17 protein-coding genes and 1 other RNA gene are annotated in these 15,366 nt (G+C 62.6%); 15 read left to right on the plus strand and 3 right to left on the minus strand.

The window, feature by feature from the left end; all coding sequences use genetic code 11:
• The first annotated feature begins 398 nt into the window (after positions 1–398).
• The 4 genes from AAHM38_RS06350 to AAHM38_RS06365 all read left to right on the plus strand — a co-directional run bounded on the left by AAHM38_RS06350 (position 399) and on the right by AAHM38_RS06365 (position 3,567).
• Positions 399–1,307, plus strand: coding sequence for a glutamate/aspartate ABC transporter substrate-binding protein (locus tag AAHM38_RS06350; protein WP_012761173.1), 909 nt, complete (start codon positions 399–401; stop codon positions 1,305–1,307).
• A gap of 99 nt (positions 1,308–1,406) precedes the next feature.
• Positions 1,407–2,135, plus strand: a complete 729-nt coding sequence (locus tag AAHM38_RS06355; protein ID WP_012761174.1) for an amino acid ABC transporter permease — start codon at positions 1,407–1,409, stop codon at positions 2,133–2,135.
• A 17-nt stretch (positions 2,136–2,152) separates the two neighbouring features.
• Positions 2,153–2,836 carry a glutamate/aspartate ABC transporter permease GltK gene (gene gltK / locus AAHM38_RS06360; RefSeq protein ID WP_116575870.1) on the plus strand — a complete coding sequence of 228 codons (684 nt, stop codon included), beginning with the start codon at positions 2,153–2,155 and terminating at the stop codon, positions 2,834–2,836.
• Positions 2,833–3,567 carry an amino acid ABC transporter ATP-binding protein gene (locus AAHM38_RS06365; RefSeq protein WP_004633206.1) on the plus strand — a complete coding sequence of 245 codons (735 nt, stop codon included), beginning with the start codon at positions 2,833–2,835 and terminating at the stop codon, positions 3,565–3,567. The genes gltK and AAHM38_RS06365 overlap by 4 nt, the downstream gene beginning before the upstream one ends.
• A 189-nt stretch (positions 3,568–3,756) precedes the next feature.
• On the opposite strand, the gene AAHM38_RS06370 is transcribed toward AAHM38_RS06365, so the two are convergent.
• The gene (locus AAHM38_RS06370; protein ID WP_004633204.1) at positions 3,757–4,587 is read right to left on the minus strand and encodes a class II glutamine amidotransferase; all 831 of its coding nucleotides are present in this window, start codon (positions 4,585–4,587) and stop codon (positions 3,757–3,759) included.
• 156 nt (positions 4,588–4,743) lie between these two features.
• Between AAHM38_RS06370 and AAHM38_RS06375 the strand changes: the two genes are divergently transcribed.
• The 4 genes from AAHM38_RS06375 to rnpB all read left to right on the plus strand — a co-directional run bounded on the left by AAHM38_RS06375 (position 4,744) and on the right by rnpB (position 8,270).
• A complete protein-coding gene (locus tag AAHM38_RS06375) occupies positions 4,744–6,042 on the plus strand; it encodes a glycerate kinase type-2 family protein (RefSeq protein WP_012761175.1) in 1,299 nt (432 codons plus the stop codon).
• A 33-nt stretch (positions 6,043–6,075) separates the two neighbouring features.
• Positions 6,076–7,110 carry a dihydroorotase gene (gene pyrC / locus AAHM38_RS06380; protein ID WP_012761176.1) on the plus strand — a complete coding sequence of 345 codons (1,035 nt, stop codon included), beginning with the start codon at positions 6,076–6,078 and terminating at the stop codon, positions 7,108–7,110.
• A 7-nt stretch (positions 7,111–7,117) separates the two neighbouring features.
• Positions 7,118–7,915, plus strand: coding sequence for a DUF3025 domain-containing protein (locus tag AAHM38_RS06385; RefSeq protein ID WP_012761177.1), 798 nt, complete (start codon positions 7,118–7,120; stop codon positions 7,913–7,915).
• Between the two features lie 13 nt (positions 7,916–7,928).
• Positions 7,929–8,270: RNase P RNA component class A (gene rnpB / locus AAHM38_RS06390), an RNA gene on the plus strand.
• A gap of 1 nt (position 8,271) precedes the next feature.
• Here rnpB and AAHM38_RS06395 read toward each other — a convergent pair.
• Entirely contained in the window at positions 8,272–8,718 is a 447-nt protein-coding gene (locus AAHM38_RS06395) for an OsmC family protein (RefSeq protein ID WP_004633197.1), read from the minus strand.
• Positions 8,719–9,418: 700 nt separating this feature from the next.
• On the opposite strand from AAHM38_RS06395, the gene rplM reads away from it, so the two are divergent.
• The 5 genes from rplM (at position 9,419) to erpA (ending at position 12,187) form a co-directional block, all read left to right on the plus strand.
• The gene (gene rplM / locus AAHM38_RS06400; RefSeq protein WP_009239122.1) at positions 9,419–9,847 is read left to right on the plus strand and encodes a 50S ribosomal protein L13; all 429 of its coding nucleotides are present in this window, start codon (positions 9,419–9,421) and stop codon (positions 9,845–9,847) included.
• Between the two features lie 12 nt (positions 9,848–9,859).
• The gene (gene rpsI, locus AAHM38_RS06405) at positions 9,860–10,252 is read left to right on the plus strand and encodes a 30S ribosomal protein S9 (RefSeq protein WP_004633190.1); all 393 of its coding nucleotides are present in this window, start codon (positions 9,860–9,862) and stop codon (positions 10,250–10,252) included.
• A gap of 230 nt (positions 10,253–10,482) precedes the next feature.
• On the plus strand, positions 10,483–11,238 hold the full coding sequence (locus tag AAHM38_RS06410; protein ID WP_012761178.1) for a DUF6776 family protein: 756 nt from the start codon (positions 10,483–10,485) through the stop codon (positions 11,236–11,238).
• Positions 11,239–11,281: 43 nt separating this feature from the next.
• Positions 11,282–11,686, plus strand: a complete 405-nt coding sequence (locus AAHM38_RS06415) for a bactofilin family protein (protein WP_012761179.1) — start codon at positions 11,282–11,284, stop codon at positions 11,684–11,686.
• Between the two features lie 126 nt (positions 11,687–11,812).
• Positions 11,813–12,187: an iron-sulfur cluster insertion protein ErpA gene (erpA, locus tag AAHM38_RS06420; protein WP_004633183.1), complete on the plus strand. Its 375-nt coding sequence runs from the start codon at positions 11,813–11,815 to the stop codon at positions 12,185–12,187.
• 65 nt (positions 12,188–12,252) lie between these two features.
• On the opposite strand, the gene AAHM38_RS06425 is transcribed toward erpA, so the two are convergent.
• Complete coding sequence (locus tag AAHM38_RS06425; protein WP_012761180.1) at positions 12,253–13,407, minus strand: anhydro-N-acetylmuramic acid kinase; 1,155 nt, start codon at positions 13,405–13,407, stop codon at positions 12,253–12,255.
• Between the two features lie 175 nt (positions 13,408–13,582).
• On the opposite strand from AAHM38_RS06425, the gene tyrS reads away from it, so the two are divergent.
• Positions 13,583–14,848, plus strand: a complete 1,266-nt coding sequence (gene tyrS, locus AAHM38_RS06430) for a tyrosine--tRNA ligase (RefSeq protein ID WP_116575909.1) — start codon at positions 13,583–13,585, stop codon at positions 14,846–14,848.
• Positions 14,845–15,357: a D-aminoacyl-tRNA deacylase gene (gene dtd, locus AAHM38_RS06435; RefSeq protein ID WP_116575871.1), complete on the plus strand. Its 513-nt coding sequence runs from the start codon at positions 14,845–14,847 to the stop codon at positions 15,355–15,357. Before tyrS ends, dtd begins: the two co-directional genes overlap by 4 nt.
• Positions 15,358–15,366: the final 9 nt, after the last annotated feature.

The following is a 15,366-nucleotide window of genomic DNA, read 5'->3' on the forward strand; positions in this document are numbered from 1 at the left end:
CCATAACGTTCCGGAGCGCCGCACCATGAGAAGGGCGATGGCGTCATCGTCGTCCTTCCCATCCTCAAGTCGGGTTCGTTAAGCGACAGAGAGCGCACATCGGGCGGGCTTTATTTCCCCTGGTTTTCCTTAGCAATGGGCGGTCATTCCGCTCAAGCAACCGTGCCCGCGTGCCGATGTTGCAGAGCGCCGCCATGTCTGGCCCTGCGCGTCTTTTCCGGTTTTCCGGAAAGCACAACGTAAGGTATCCGGTTGCTCGGAAAACACAGCTGCGGCAGGGTCCGCGCCAGAGGAAAAACTCCGTTGGATTCAACGATTTAGTGGCAACACCAATACTGTCGCCAAACGTTTTTTGGTACAGTCCCGTCTTTCTCTTTCATGGTCAAAAGGAGACTTTCATGAACCTCGCCAAGCTGGCAACTGTGGTTGCAGCCGTTGGTGTCGCCGTTGGTACGTTCGGCAGCGCTGCCCACGCAGAAGAGCTGACCGGTACGCTCAAGAAGATCAAAGACACCGGCACCATCACGCTGGGCGTGCGCGATTCGTCGATTCCGTTCAGCTACAACGTCGGCGGTGTCCGCACGATCGGCTATTCGTACGACGTCGCCACCAAGATTGCCGAGGACGTGAAGAAGCAACTCGGCCTGAAGGATCTGAAGGTCAACGAGATTCCGGTTACGTCGCAGAACCGCATCACGCTGCTGCAGAACGGCACCATCGATCTGGAGTGCGGCTCGACCACGAACAACCTCGAACGTCAGAAGCAGGCATCGTTTACGAACACCATCTTCATCATCGGCACGCGCATCATGGTGAAGAAGGATTCGGGCGTCAAAGATTGGGCAGACCTGAAGGGCAAGAACGTCGTGACCACCGCCGGTACGACTTCGGAACGCCTGCTGCGCAAGATGAACGATGAGAAGCAGATGGGCATGAACATCATCAGCACGAAGGACCACGGCCAGTCGTTCCTGACGCTGGAATCGGGTCGCGCTGTCGCGTTCATGATGGACGACGCCCTGCTGTATGGCGAGCGCGCCAAGGCCAAGAACCCGGCTGACTGGGTGGTCGTGGCCAAGCCGCAATCGCGCGAAGCCTACGGCTGTATGGTTCGCAAGGACGACAAGCCGTTCAAGGCCCTGGCCGACAAGACGATCGCCGGCATGATGAAGGACGGCACGATCAACGCCGAATACAAGAAGTGGTTCGAGCAGCCGGTTCCGCCCAAGGGCGTGAACATGGAGTTCCCGCTGTCGGACGACATGAAGGCGCTGATCAAGAACCCGAACGACAAGGCTCTTGACTGATCGGCTCCCTCAACGGGCCTGATACAAGCGTCACCGAAACGGAAGGCAAAGGCCGGTTAACAGGTCTTCTCCCTTCCGTTTCTTTTTGAGGGAACCATCATGAATTACCACTGGAACTGGGGCGTCTTCTTTACGGAAGCCGCCCAGAATCAGACCTATCTGGACTGGCTGCTGGCGGGGTTGAAGACCACCGTCGTGCTCGGCCTGTCTTCCTGGATCATCGCGCTCGTCATCGGCTCCGTGCTGGGCGTGCTGCGTACGGTGCCGAACAAGTGGCTGTCGGGCCTTGCCGCAGCCTACGTGGAAGTGTTCCGCAACATTCCGCTGATCGTGCAGCTCTTCATCTGGTACTTCGTCATGCCAGAACTCGTGCCGGGCGGCGACTACATCAAGCAGATGAACCCCGCCACGGCGATGTTCCTGTGCGCGATGCTGTGCCTCGGTACCTTTACCGCGGCACGTGTGTGCGAACAGGTGCGCTCGGGTATCAATTCGCTGCCGCGCGGTCAACGCAACGCAGGCCTGGCGATGGGCTTCACGCTTGCGCAGACGTATCGCTACGTGATGTTGCCGATGTCGTTCCGCATCATCGTGCCGCCGCTTACGTCGGAGTTTCTGAATATCTTCAAGAACTCCGCCGTGGCCTCGACGATCGGCTTGCTTGAGCTTGCCGCACAAGGCCGCCAGTTGGTCGACTACACCGCACAGCCGTACGAATCGTTCATCGCCGTGACGCTGATGTACATGCTGATCAACCTGACCGTGATGGGCCTCATGCGCTGGGTGGAAGCACGTTCCCGGCTGCCTGGCTTCATCGGTGGCAAGTAATCGGGCGAGGACTCTTCATGGCTTATCAATTCGATTTCTCGTCCATCAACGTCGACAACATGCGCGTGCTCGGCGAGGGCATGGTCCTTTCGCTCGAGATCACAGGCACGGCCATCCTGGTCGGCATCGTGTGGGGCACGCTGCTGGCGATGATGCGCCTGTCGGGCATAAAGCCGCTGCAGGTGTTCGGGCAGGCGTACGTGAACCTCTTCCGGTCCATCCCGCTGGTGATGGTGCTGCTGTGGTTCTTCCTGATCGTGCCGCAGGTACTGCAGAAAATCTTCAACCTGTCGCCGGCCACCGACATGCGCATGACGTCCGCGCTGGTCGCCTTCGCGCTGTTTGAAGCGGCGTACTACTCGGAGATCATCCGCGCCGGTATCCAGAGCGTCTCGCGCGGGCAGATGTTCGCCGCCTACGCGATGGGTATGACGTACGGCCAGGCCATGCGCCTGGTGATCCTGCCGCAGGCATTCCGCAACATGATTCCGTTGCTGCTCACCCAGGCCATCGTCCTGTTCCAGGATACGTCGCTGGTGTATGTGAGCGCGCTGTCGGACTTCTTTACGCAGGCATACAACATCGGTGAGCGCGACGGCCGTATCGTCGAGCTGCTGCTGTTTGCCGGCTTGTGCTATTTCGTGATCTGCTTCGGCGCCTCCGTGCTGGTGAAGCGACTTCAGAAGAAGGTGACCCAATGATCGAGATCAAGAACGTTTCCAAGTGGTACGGCAGCTTCCAGGTGCTGACCGACTGCACCACCAGCGTGAAGAAGAGCGAGGTGGTGGTGGTGTGCGGCCCGTCGGGTTCGGGCAAGTCCACGCTGATCAAGACCGTCAACGCGCTGGAGCCGTTCCAGAAAGGCGAAATCTTCGTCGACGGCACTTCGGTCGGCGCCAAGGGCACCAACCTGCCGAAGCTGCGTTCGCGCGTGGGCATGGTGTTCCAGAACTTCGAGCTGTTTCCGCACCTCTCGATTACCGAGAACCTGACGATTGCACAGCAGAAAGTGCTGGGCCGCTCGAAAGAAGAAGCCATGGCCAAGGGCCTGAAGTATCTGGATCGCGTGGGTCTGAAGGCGCACGCTGCCAAGTACCCGGGCCAACTGTCGGGCGGTCAGCAGCAGCGGGTGGCAATCGCCCGCGCGCTGTCGATGGACCCGATCTGCATGCTGTTCGACGAGCCGACCTCCGCGCTGGACCCCGAAATGGTCAACGAAGTGCTCGACGTGATGGTGGAACTGGCAAAGGAAGGCATGACCATGATGTGCGTGACTCACGAAATGGGTTTCGCGCGCAAGGTGGCCAACCGCGTGATCTTCATGGACCAGGGCCGCATCGTTGAAGACTGCGAGAAGGAAGAGTTCTTCGGCAACATCGACGCGCGTTCCGATCGCGCCAAGCAGTTCCTGTCGAAGATCCTGTCGCACTGAAAATCGCTTCACGATCCTACTGCGCGACCCGATCTTGGCCCTGCGATGCTCGCCGTACCCATGTACGGCTGCGCTTCTCGGACCAACCTCAGGCCGCTCGCTACGGATTGTGAACCGATTTAAGCGCCGGGTTGGAGGCAACAAAAAGCCGCTCTATCAGGAGCGGCTTTTTGTTGGGCGATGATCATGTCAGGTGCAAGCCGTATTGGCCGCGTTGGCGATCTGCACGGCTTCCGGAATCGGCACCTTGGTCGCCATCGTGGCTTGGCCCGATTCGAACATCAGCAGCTCGCCCGGGGCGAATTGCGTCCAGACTTCGTTGTCGGTGAGCGGCGCAGTGGCGATGACAGCCACCCGATCGGCGGGCGTGGTGTATTTGGCGAAGTCGATCGTCATGTCGGCGTCGATCAAATGCGCCGTCGAGAACGGCCACTGCCGCACGATGTAATACAGCCGCGTTGAGCAATGCGCGAACTGCGCCTGCCCGTTGCAGAGCAAGAAATTGAACACACCGTAGCGGGTGATTTCCTTGGTGATGTCGGACAGCGCGTAGAACAGCTCGTTAAGCGGCGGCTGCGACCCGGGAAAGCGCTTGCGCAGCGCCTGCATGATGAAACAGAAGGCGAGTTCGCTGTCGGTATCGCCCACGGGCTGGTAGACGCCCGAGAGAAACGGCGAGAAGTTCTTCAGGTCGCCGTTGTGCGCAAAGATCCAATGCCGGCCCCACAGCTCCCGCATGAAGGGGTGGCAGTTTTCCAGCCGCACCGTGCCCTGCGTCGCCTTGCGGATGTGCGAGATGACGTTCTTGGACTTGATCGGGTAGCGCTTGACCAGTTCCGCCACCGGCGAGGTGCCGGCCGACTGATTGTCGATGAACAGGCGGCAGGCCTTGTCCTCGAAAAAGGCGACGCCAAAGCCGTCGGCATGGTGGTCGGTGACGCCACCGCGCGCGGCGAACCCGGTGAACGAGAACGTCACATCGGTCGGTTCGGCGCAGTTCATGCCCAGCAGCTGGCACATGGTGGGGGAAAAGTCGGATGCAATAAAATGTTCATTATCCTGCCGGCCGCCGGGGGTGCCAAGCGCCTTCGTCTTCACGGCACCGCCCCTGGGGCCGGGCGTTGCGCACATGCCGCACGCCATGCGTCCAGACTACCTAAACCGGAAGCCATTCCCATGAAGCTCGACCGCACCGCCGCCCGCGCCCTCCTGCTGGAGAGCTACGCCGCCGCCGTGGGCGCGGCCGATCCGCTGAAAATCGTCGCTGACTTCCTCCCCCCGCCGCATGCCGTGGGCAAGACGCTCGTGGTCGGCGCCGGCAAGGCGGCTGCCTCGATGGCGCTGGCCGTCGAGCAGGCCTATGCCGGCCGCGCACAGATCGAAGGCCTGGTCGTCACGCGTTATGCGCATGGCCTGCCGACCGAGCACATCCGCGTTATCGAAGCCGGGCACCCGGTGCCGGACGAGGCGGGCGAACAGGCGGCGCAGGAAATCCTGGATCGGGTTTGCGCGCTCACCGAGCGCGACCGCCTGATCGTGCTGGTTTCGGGTGGCGGCTCCAGCCTGCTGTCCCTGCCTGCCGAAGGCATCCCGATGGCCGATCTGAAGGCCGTGACGCGGGAGTTGCTGCGCTGCGGCGCGCCGATCACCGACATGAACATCGTCCGCAAGCACCTGTCGCGCATCCAAGGCGGGCGGCTTGCGGCCGCATCCCGCGCGCCGGTCACGACACTGATCGTCTCGGACGTGGCAGGCGATGACCCGAGCGCCATTGCCAGCGGCCCGACCGTGCCGGATGCGAGCACTTACGCCGATGCGCTGGCCATCATCAAGCGTTGGGGCGCGCAGATACCCGATACCGTGCGCGCGCACCTCGAACGTGGCGCACGCGGCGAAATTGCCGAAACGCCCAAACCCGGCGACGCCTGCTTTGCACGCGTGACCAATCACGTCATCGCCACCGCGCAACAAAGCCTCCAAGCCGGTGCCCAGGTGTTTGCGACGCGCGGCATCCACACGGCCATCCTCGGCGACACGGTGACCGGCGAGGCGCGCGAGGTCGCCCAGGTGTATGGCGCGCTGGCGCGGCAGGTGCGCCAGCACGGCACCCCGTTTGTAGCGCCGGTAGCCCTCATCTCCGGTGGCGAATGCACGGTGACGATTCCGCCAGGCTTGACCGGTGGTCGTGGCGGGCGCTGCGCGGAGTTCCTCCTCTCGCTCGGCGTCACGCTCGAAGACATGGACAACGTCTACGCACTCGCCGCTGATACAGACGGCATCGACGGATCGGAGGACAATGCGGGTGCGCTGCTCGACCCCGAATCCATCGCCCGCGCTGCCGCCAACGGTGTCGGCGCACGCGCCGCGCTCGACGCACACGACGCCTACGGTTTCTTTGCGGCCGCCCATGACCTGATCGTCACGGGCCCGACACGCACCAACGTCAACGATTACCGCGTCATCCTCATTCTCTGATTCACGTTTTTGCCGACCGCTTTCGCACGCACCATGACCGACACTCTTACGATCGTCCGCCCCGATGACTGGCACCTGCACCTGCGCGACGGCGATGCGCTCGCCGATGTGGTGGGCGACACCGCGCGCCAGTTCGGCCGGGCGATCATCATGCCCAACCTCAAGCCGCCGGTGACCACGACTGCGCAGGCGCGGGCCTACCGCGAACGCATCCTTGCCGCGCTGCCCGCCGGCACGCAGTTCGAGCCGCTGATGACGCTGTACCTCACCGACAACACCTCGCCCGAGGTGATCCGCGAAGCGAAGGCCAGTGGTTTCATCCACGGCGTGAAGCTGTATCCGGCCGGCGCCACGACCAACAGCGATGCCGGCGTGACCGATCTGCGGCGCTGCGCCAAGACGCTTGAAGCGATGCAGGAAGTCGGCATGCCGCTGCTCGTGCACGGCGAGGTGACGGACCCGACCGTCGACATTTTCGACCGCGAGGCCGTGTTCATCGACACCGTGATGCTGCCGCTGCGCCGCGATTTTCCCGCGCTGAAGGTCGTGTTCGAGCACATCACCACCAAGCACGCCGCCGAATACGTGCGCGATGCGGAAGGCCCGGTTGGCGCGACCATCACCGCGCATCATCTGCTGTACAACCGCAATGCGCTGTTCGTCGGCGGTATTCGCCCGCATTACTACTGCCTGCCGGTGCTCAAGCGTGAAACGCACCGCCTGGCGCTGGTGGCAGCGGCCACCTCGGGTCACCCGCGGTTCTTCCTTGGCACCGACAGCGCGCCGCACGCCAAGGGTGTGAAGGAACACGCCTGCGGCTGCGCCGGCTGCTACACCGCGCTGCACGCCATGGAGCTGTACGCCGAGGCCTTTGAAGACGCCAACGCACTCGACAAGCTCGAAGGGTTTGCGAGCCTGCACGGGCCGGACTTTTACGGCTTGCCGCGCAACGCCGGCACGCTCACGCTCACGCGCTCGCAATGGCAGCTTCCCGCCGAAGTCCCGTTCGGTGAGCAGACGCTGGTGCCACTGCGCGGCGGCGAGATGCTGCGCTGGAAGTCGGTCTGATTTGGCAGTGGAATGCTTGGGTGCGATCGATTGGAGCCATCCGGCGTTCGCACCGCTCGCTGCAGTGGGCGCGCCGCTTGCAGAGGCAATCTCGCGTGGCGCCGATCTTCGAGACGCACTGAACGCACAGCCGGCGGCACAAGCGATCCGCACGTGCAGCGGCCATGCTCTGCGCTTCGTCCCGCAAGATGCACTGCCGGCCGGCGCCGCGTACGAAGCACACATCGCCGCCACCGGCCAGGTGCCGACGCGGGACAATCTCCACGACTTTTTCAACGCCCTGATCTGGCTGCATTGGCCGCGTGCGAAGGCAGCGCTCAACGCGCGCCAGGCGCGGGCGATCACGCAGGACGGGATTGGCGCGGCACGCGGCACCGTCCGCGATGCCGCCACGCTGTTCGACGAAAACGCTCTGATCTTCGTGCACACCGAAGACGCGCCGGAGCGCTGTCTGACCGGATTCGACTGGCGCGGCTTGTTCGTCGAGGGCAGGGCTGCGTGGGGCGCCACGTGCGCCGTTCTGCCGTTTGGTCACGCAGTCTTGGAAAAGCTGGTCGCGCCTTACAAGTCGATCACCGCACATGCGTGGCCAGTGCGCGTGGCTGCGTTGCCGGCGAACCGCCCCTCGCTAGACGCTGCGCTGGCCGCGACGCTCCTGCACGCCGATCTCGCGCCGGGCAATTTCCGTCCGTTGCCCGTCATGGGGATCCCCGGGTGGTGCGATGCCAACGAAGACGCCGGCTTCTATCTGGACACGTCAGTCTTTCGCCCGGGCCGGCGGCGATTCTTACCCGAACAGTGCTAGACTCGCGCCTCGCGAAGCGGACCAGACAACCGCTGCTTCCGCCGCCTCGTGCGAGCGGAAGGGGAGGAAAGTCCGGACTCCATAGAGCAGGGTGATGGCTAACGACCATCCACGGTGACGTGCGGAATAGGGCCACAGAGACGAGTCTTCGCCCCGGCTTCGGTCAGGGCGAAGGGTGAAACGCGGTAACCTCCACCCGGAGCAATCCCAAGTAAGCAGGCGATGAAGCGGCTCGCTGAGTCTGCGGGTAGGGAGCTTGAGCCGGCTGGCAACAGCCGGTCTAGAGGAATGGTTGTCACGCCGCTGGTTTCGGCCACGCGGCGCACAGAATCCGGCTTATCGGTCCGCTTCGCTTCTTATTCCGATGCCGTTGGCTGCGTGGCGAGGTCCACCAGTTCCAACGAGTGCGTAATCTCGGCCGTCTTGGCCAGCATGATCGACGCCGAGCAATACTTCTCGTGCGAAAGCTGTACCGCGCGCTCCACCGTTTCCCGTTTCAGATTGCGCCCCGTCACCGTGAAGGTGAAGTGGATGCGCGTGAAGACCTTGGGGTCGGTCTCGGCGCGGTCGGCGTGCAGCTTGACGCTGCAGCCCTGCACGTCCTGGCGACCGCGTTTGAGGATCAGCACCACGTCATATGCGGTGCAGCCACCGGTGCCCAGCAAGACCATTTCCATGGGGCGCGGTGCCAAATTGCGGCCACCCCCGTCCGGCGCACCATCCATCGTGACGAGATGGCCGCTGCCGGTTTCCGCCAAAAACGCCATGCCATCCGGGCCGGTCCAGCTCACTGTGCAGTCCATGTCCAATCCTTGTGCAGAGGGTCGGCCAGCGCCGACGGAAAGCCACATTGTAGCCATCGACCCTCGCACGCGTTGGCATGCCTAGGGTGAACGCGGCTTGACAGTGACACCCATGCGAAAAGGTGCAACCCGTCACTTGTGCACCCAAATCGCGCGCGAATTTGAGGAATAGCTCTAGCGTTGGCTGGCTGGGTCGACGGCAATTGTGAGCAAACCGTTGATTTATAAAGTAAATTCTCAAACTTCGCTCACCCGATTTGTATTCCGCATTACGAAATTCAATTTCGTAGTGCAAATTTCCTTGCGCGTGCCCCAGAAGTGGATATAATTTGCACCATTGGATCGACTGATGCGGTGCAACCCACCAAGTCAACGATCAGCAGGTGTCTCCTCCACCCTCCTCCTTTGGTGGATTCAAACCCAAGCTTGATGGCTTGGGTTTTTTTTGTCCGTCGGTCACGTTGGTGCCTTTTTTCTTGTGTCAAGGGGTCTCTGCGGGGTACAATCGAAATCTTTTCCGGATTGCCCGCGGAAAAGAAATCCAGAGAGCCCGCACCAACAAGCGGGAAGGCGGGCCGGCGATGACCTTGCATGAGGTTGCGCAGGCGTCCGCAAGACGATCCGTTCGTGAGCAGTCTGAACGCAAGTTCTCAGCGCGATACGGGTCCACTCGGGCACTGACTCAATATTTGGAAAAATCATGAAGACCTTTTCCGCAAAGCCCCATGAGGTGAAGCGCGATTGGTACGTGATTGACGCGACGGACAAGGTCCTCGGGCGTGTCGCCAGCGAAGTGGCACACCGACTGCGCGGCAAGCACAAGCCCGAATTCACTCCGCACGTCGATACCGGCGATTTCATCATCGTCATCAACGCAGCCAAGCTGCGCGTGACGGGCGCCAAGACGACCGACAAGAAGTACTATCGCCACTCGGGTTACCCGGGCGGTATCTACGAAACGACGTTTGGCAAGATGCAGCAGCGTTTCCCGGGCCGTGCCCTGGAAAAGGCTGTGAAGGGCATGCTGCCGAAGGGTCCGCTGGGCTACGCGATGATCAAGAAGCTGAAAGTTTACGCCGAAGGCTCGCATCCGCACGAAGCTCAGCAGCCGAAAGCGCTGGAAATCTAAGGGGCCTAATCCATGATCGGAAACTGGAACTATGGCACCGGCCGCCGCAAGAGCGCTGTGGCACGTGTCTTCATCAAGTCCGGCAAGGGCGACATCATCGTCAACGGCAAGGCCATCAACGAGTACTTCGCTCGTGAAACCTCGCTGATGATCGTGCGTCAGCCGCTGGAACTGACCAACCACGCCGCTACGTTCGACATCAAGGTGAACGTGGTCGGTGGCGGTGAAACCGGCCAAGCCGGTGCCGTGCGTCACGGCATCACCCGCGCCCTGATCGATTACGATGCAACGCTCAAGCCCGCCCTGTCGAAGGCCGGTCTGGTGACGCGCGATGCACGTGAAGTCGAGCGTAAGAAGGTTGGTCTGCGCAAGGCCCGCCGCGCCAAGCAGTTCTCGAAGCGTTAATCCGCTTCCACCTGCTTCAGCAAAGAACCACACCCTCGGGTGTGGTTTTTTGTTTTGAGCGTTCGAACTAAACGATGTGATGTTTTGGGCGCGTTGCTTACCCTTTGCAACAGCTCCGACATGTCCGCAGGACTACAATTCACACTTCGTTAGCGTTCGGCCCGTATGATGCAATCCGCTGTTTCTCCTAATCCGATTCTGATCCGCAAGACGGGTCAGGAGGTGCGCGCATGAAGGCGCGTCGCTTGTTGCGTCGCGCTTCCGTGCTCGCGCCGAACGTCACTGTCCGTTCGCGCCTGCCTTGGCCAGTAACAGTTTTGCTGGTCGCGGTCGTACTGGGGCTAGCGGCAGCCGCGGCGCTGTGGGCGTTCGAAGAAGGGCGCCGCCTGACCGGGCCGCACGATGCCGATTTGCGCGCAATGAATCGCGAGCTGGCTGCCAAGTTGGCCGCCGTGCAGGCCGAGCGCGACAAGCTTTCCGCATCGGCCGGCACGGTGGATGCCCGTCTGGGGATCGCCGAAGGTGCTCAGGCGCAGATGGCCGAGCAACTCAAGGCACTGGAGACTGAAAACGCTCAGTTGAAGGAGGATCTGGCGTTCTTTGACAGTCTGTTGCCCGCCCCCACCAATTCCGCTGGTATCTACGTGCGCAGCTTCCGCATCGCGCCGGATGAGGCGCAGCCGACGCGCATGCGGTTCCGGGTTCTGCTGATGCAGGGCGGCGGCAAGGCCTTCGCGCCGGTGTCCGAATTCGAGGGGCAGCTGGCGCTCACGCTTAACGTAGTGCAGGGTGGCAAACCTGCTACGATCGATTTCCCGGGCGCCGCAGCGAGTGGATCACCTGCGACCAGCGCCCGCGTCAAGCTCACGCACTACCAGCGCCTCGAGGGCTGGGTGGACGTGCCCCCCGGCGCCACGGTGCAATCGGTGATGGTGAAAGTGCTGCAGAACGGCAAGATCAAAGCGAGCCAGAGTTTTTCCATCTGACGGGCGTTGTCCTGTCGAGGATCCGTACACAGAGGAGTCGACGATGCTATTTGGCAAAAAGAAAGGGCTAGCGATCGAAACGCTACTGGGTGCCCGTACCAAGCTGGAGGGGGATCTGCGTTTCTCGGGCGGTCTGCGGATTGATGGCGAGATCAAGGGCAACATCTACGGCGATCCTGACAAGCCCAGCATGTTGGTGATTACCGACAGTGCGCGTGTCGAGGGGGAGGTGCACGTCGGCCATCTGATCCTGAACGGGACGGTGGTTGGCCCGGTGCACGTGGCGGAGCTGCTGGAACTGCAGCCGAAGGCGCGCATTGAGGGCAACGTGCAGTATGCGGCGCTGGAAATGCACCAAGGCGCAGTCGTCATGGGCACGCTGACGCACGCGGCGCCTGGCGATGTGAAGCTGCTGCCCAACCTCAAGCTGGCCTCCAACCAGGATTGATCACATCCCGCGCCGGCCGTTGCTGGCGCACCGCACAATGCCCACTTGAAACGCGGGGCTTCGGCACGATTTGCAGCTTGCGCTTAAAATACAGGCAAGTTTCAGTCGTTCCCACAGGAGATTTTCATGAACGCAGTCGCGCAGGCAGCCACGCCCGATGTGAACGAGGTTCCGGCTCCGCTGGTCTTTACAGACAGCGCTGCGGACAAGGTCAAGCAACTGATTGAAGAAGAAGGTAACCCAGAGTTGAAGCTGCGCGTGTTCGTGCAAGGCGGCGGGTGCTCGGGCTTCCAGTATGGCTTCACCTTTGACGAAGAGACCAACGAAGACGATACGACCATGACGAAGAATGGCGTCTCGCTCTTGATCGACTCGATGAGCTACCAATACCTGGTGGGCGCCGAGATCGACTACAAGGAAGACATCAACGGCGCGCAGTTCGTCATCAAGAACCCGAATGCTTCGACCACGTGTGGTTGCGGCTCGTCGTTCTCGGTCTGACGCCATATCGCTGTAAAAGAAAAAGCGCACTTCGGTGCGCTTTTTTGTTGGCTGCAGATTGGGGCTCAAGCCGGGTAGATCGCGCCGAGGATGCGACCGCCCGATGCGCCGGTCGCGGTGTGCAGATTGCCGTGGGCGCGGAGCAGGCACTGGCGCGCGAGCCACGCGAATGCGAGCGCCTCCACCTGATGTGCGGGCACACCGAACACCTCCGTCGGAGCGACTTGCACCCCCGGTAATTGCTGCGCGATGCGTGCCATCAGCGCGCCGTTGCGGGCGCCACCACCACAGACCAGTAGTGACGCCGCCTGTGCCGCATGGGTATGTACGGCATCGGTGATGGTGTCCGCCGTGAGCGCGAGCAGCGTGGCTTGAACATCTTCGGGGCGCGCGGTGTTCAGCGCATCGCCGAGGATTTGTTGCAGCCATGCCGGGTTGAACAGGTCGCGGCCGGTGCTCTTGGGCGGCAGCGCCGCGAAGAACGGTTCAGCCTTCAAGCGCGCAAGGAGCATCTCGTCGACGTGTCCGCTGCGGGCCCAGGCGCCGTCGGCGTCGTAGCGGGTATCGCGGTGCATGTGAACCCAATAGTCCATCAGCGCGTTGCCCGGGCCGCAGTCGAAGCCAAGTACGGCGTCGCGCGCGTTGGAGGCCTGCGGCGGCAAGATCGTGAGGTTGGCGATGCCGCCAATGTTGCAGACCACTCGCCAAGCATCGGGCAGGCCGAACAGCGCGCGATGCAGTGCCGGAACGAGGGGGGCGCCTTGGCCGCCGGCGGCGATGTCGCGACTGCGAAAATCGGCAATGACATCGATGCCGGTGCGCTCGGCCAACACCGCCGGGTGCTGCGTTTGGCGCGTGTAGCCGATGCCATCGTGGGTGCCGGGCTGATGACGGATGGTCTGCCCGTGCGCGCCGATGGCCCGCACGTCCTGCGCGGCCAGGCCGGTTGCGGCAAGCAGTCGGGCAACGCAGTCGGCGTAGGCCATGGCCAGCGCATTGGCGGCCAGCGCCTCACGATGGATCTCGTCGTGGCCGGCGTGTTGCAGGTCCAGGAAGCGCTGGCGCAACTCGGGCGAGAAGGGCACGTACGCGTCGGCGAGGACGGTCGGGGTTTCGCCGGAAAAGTCCGCCAGTACGCCATCGACGCCATCCAGGCTGGTGCCCGACATGAGGCCGATGTAGCGATCGGTAGAGAGTGCGGTGTGGTTCGGATGGCTCATGCGCGACAGCTTACCAGCGCAATGGCAGGCCAAATGGACACATCACGGTAAAATCCCCGGATCGCGCGGCCGGCACGCTTCAATTGATGTCGGCCATCGTGCACGCACCTTTTCCCTGATTGTTGATCCGTTCGCGCCGTTTTCCCTGTGCGGCGCGGTGACCTTTCCTTTTGCCATGACTGCACCTGCCACTTCCGCCGCTTCCGACAACGCTACGCCGGGCAAACCAAAGTATCCGGTCACCCTGGAGGTGGCGCACGCGATGGAAGTGTCGCTGCGCGGCTGCGACGAATTGCTGATCGCTGCCGAGTGGGAGCAGAAGCTGGCCAAGAGCGCCGCGACAGGTGTGCCGCTGCGCATCAAGCTGGGCCTGGATCCCACGGCGCCTGACATCCACATCGGCCACACGGTGGTGCTCAACAAGATGCGCCAGTTGCAGGACCTGGGCCACCAAGTGATTTTCCTGATCGGCGACTTCACGTCGACCATTGGTGACCCGTCCGGCCGCAACGCCACGCGCCCGTCGCTCACGCGCGAGCAGATCGAGACCAACGCGCAGACGTACTACCGCCAGGCCAGCATGGTTCTGGACCCGAGCAAGACCGAGATCCGCTACAACAGCGAGTGGTGCGACCCGCTGGGCGCGCGCGGCATCATCCAGCTCGCCGCCAAGTACACCGTCGCCCGCATGATGGAGCGCGATGACTTCACCAAGCGCTACAAGGCCGGCGTGCCGATCTCGGTGCACGAATTCCTTTACCCGCTGATGCAGGGCTACGACTCGGTCGCGCTCAAGTCCGATCTGGAACTGGGCGGCACCGACCAGAAGTTCAACCTGCTGGTCGGCCGCGAACTGCAGAAGGAATACGGCCAGGAGCCGCAGTGCATCCTGACGATGCCGCTGCTGGTTGGCCTGGACGGCGTCGAGAAGATGTCCAAGTCCAAGGGCAACTACGTCGGTATCAGTGAGGCGCCCAACGAGATGTTCGGCAAGCTGATGAGCATCTCCGACGACCTGATGTGGACGTACTACACGCTGCTGTCGTTCCGCCCCCTGGCCGAGATCGACCTGATGAAGCAAGAGATCGCGCTGGGCCGCAACCCGCGCGATTGCAAGGTGATGCTGGCGCAGGAGATCGTTGCGCGCTTCCACAGCCAGGCGGACGCCGAACGCGCCCTGGAAGACTTCAACCACCGCGCACGCGGCGGTGTGCCGGACGACATTCCGCAGATCGAGCTGTCGGGCGCACCACTGGGTATTGCACAACTGCTGAAGCAGGCTGGGCTCTGCCCGTCCACGTCGGACGCCAACCGCAACATCGAGCAGGGCGGCGTGAAGATCGACGGTACCGTCGTCAGCGACAAGGCCTTGAAGATCGACGCCGGCACGTTTGTGATGCAGGTCGGCAAGCGTCGCTTTGCGCGCGTGGTGCTGAAGTGATCGGACTGATCCAGCGTGTGTCCGAGGCGGCGGTCCGTGTGGACGGCCGCGTCGTCGGCGAGATCGGCCCGGGCCTGCTCGCGCTTGTCTGTGCGGAGCGCGGTGACACCGCTGCAGAGGCCGATCGTCTGCTCGAGAAGCTGCTGAACTATCGCGTGTTCTCCGACGCGCAGGGCAAGATGAACCTGCCCGTGCGCAACATCGACGGCAACGGGCAGGAGGGCGGCTTGCTGCTGGTGTCGCAGTTCACGCTGGCGGCCGACACCAAGTCCGGCACGCGGCCGAGCTTTACCCCCGCCGCGCCGCCGGAAGATGGCCGCCGCCTGTACGAACACTTCGTGGCGCGCGCGCGTGCGCAGCACCCGATCGTGGCGACCGGCGAGTTTGGTGCCGACATGAAGGTGTCGCTCGTCAACGATGGCCCGGTCACGTTTTGGTTGCAGGTTGCGCCGCAAGCTGCTGCATCTGCTGCAAAGATAGCCACGCCGGACGTGGCCAAATCTGTCTGACTCGTCCAG

This window comes from Ralstonia sp. OTU4908 (assembly GCF_038440115.1).
Classification (GTDB): domain Bacteria; phylum Pseudomonadota; class Gammaproteobacteria; order Burkholderiales; family Burkholderiaceae; genus Ralstonia; species Ralstonia pickettii.

Coding starts and splice junctions, on each gene's coding strand:
- AAHM38_RS06355 (WP_012761174.1), top strand. CDS start 1,407: ATGAATTACCACTGGAACTGGGGCGTCTTCTTTACGGAAGCCGCCCAG.
- AAHM38_RS06415 (WP_012761179.1), top strand. CDS start 11,282: ATGCTATTTGGCAAAAAGAAAGGGCTAGCGATCGAAACGCTACTGGGT.
- gltK (WP_116575870.1), top strand. CDS start 2,153: ATGGCTTATCAATTCGATTTCTCGTCCATCAACGTCGACAACATGCGC.
- AAHM38_RS06365 (WP_004633206.1), top strand. CDS start 2,833: ATGATCGAGATCAAGAACGTTTCCAAGTGGTACGGCAGCTTCCAGGTG.
- AAHM38_RS06425 (WP_012761180.1), bottom strand. CDS start 13,407: ATGAGCCATCCGAACCACACCGCACTCTCTACCGATCGCTACATCGGC.
- AAHM38_RS06395 (WP_004633197.1), bottom strand. CDS start 8,718: ATGGACTGCACAGTGAGCTGGACCGGCCCGGATGGCATGGCGTTTTTG.
- AAHM38_RS06350 (WP_012761173.1), top strand. CDS start 399: ATGAACCTCGCCAAGCTGGCAACTGTGGTTGCAGCCGTTGGTGTCGCC.
- rplM (WP_009239122.1), top strand. CDS start 9,419: ATGAAGACCTTTTCCGCAAAGCCCCATGAGGTGAAGCGCGATTGGTAC.
- tyrS (WP_116575909.1), top strand. CDS start 13,583: ATGACTGCACCTGCCACTTCCGCCGCTTCCGACAACGCTACGCCGGGC.
- erpA (WP_004633183.1), top strand. CDS start 11,813: ATGAACGCAGTCGCGCAGGCAGCCACGCCCGATGTGAACGAGGTTCCG.
- AAHM38_RS06410 (WP_012761178.1), top strand. CDS start 10,483: ATGAAGGCGCGTCGCTTGTTGCGTCGCGCTTCCGTGCTCGCGCCGAAC.
- AAHM38_RS06375 (WP_012761175.1), top strand. CDS start 4,744: ATGAAGCTCGACCGCACCGCCGCCCGCGCCCTCCTGCTGGAGAGCTAC.
- AAHM38_RS06370 (WP_004633204.1), bottom strand. CDS start 4,587: ATGTGCCAGCTGCTGGGCATGAACTGCGCCGAACCGACCGATGTGACG.
- rpsI (WP_004633190.1), top strand. CDS start 9,860: ATGATCGGAAACTGGAACTATGGCACCGGCCGCCGCAAGAGCGCTGTG.
- pyrC (WP_012761176.1), top strand. CDS start 6,076: ATGACCGACACTCTTACGATCGTCCGCCCCGATGACTGGCACCTGCAC.